General features: G+C 62.9%; 1 protein-coding gene. It reads right to left on the bottom strand.

Annotation, left to right across the window (positions count from 1 at the left end):
* Positions 1 to 272, bottom strand: a 272-nt coding sequence (locus ACM6IN_RS22050) for a class II fructose-bisphosphate aldolase (RefSeq protein ID WP_414916709.1), incomplete at both ends; no start/stop codon positions are given.

Below are 272 nucleotides of genomic sequence, written 5' to 3'. Positions count from 1 at the left end.
TGGGTGCGTTTGACGAAGTCAGCGGCTTCTTCCGGGTCGGTCAGCATTTGGCTGTGATCCAGAACGCCTTCGGCGCCGATGCCGTCTTCTTCACCGGCCATGCCGGTTTCCAGCGAACCCAGGCAGCCCAGCTCGCCTTCTACCGAAACGCCGCAGGCGTGCGCCATGGCCACGGTTTGTTGGGTAACGCGGACGTTGTAGTCGTAGTCGGTCGGGGTCTTGCCGTCTTCGCCCAGCGAGCCGTCCATCATCACCGAGCTGAAGCCCAGTTG

It is taken from the genome of Pseudomonas sp. IT-P395 (genome assembly GCF_949767675.1).
Lineage (GTDB): Bacteria > Pseudomonadota > Gammaproteobacteria > Pseudomonadales > Pseudomonadaceae > Aquipseudomonas.
Note: the sequence above shows the minus strand (reverse complement) of the source record. Positions and strands in the feature narration are given on the sequence as shown.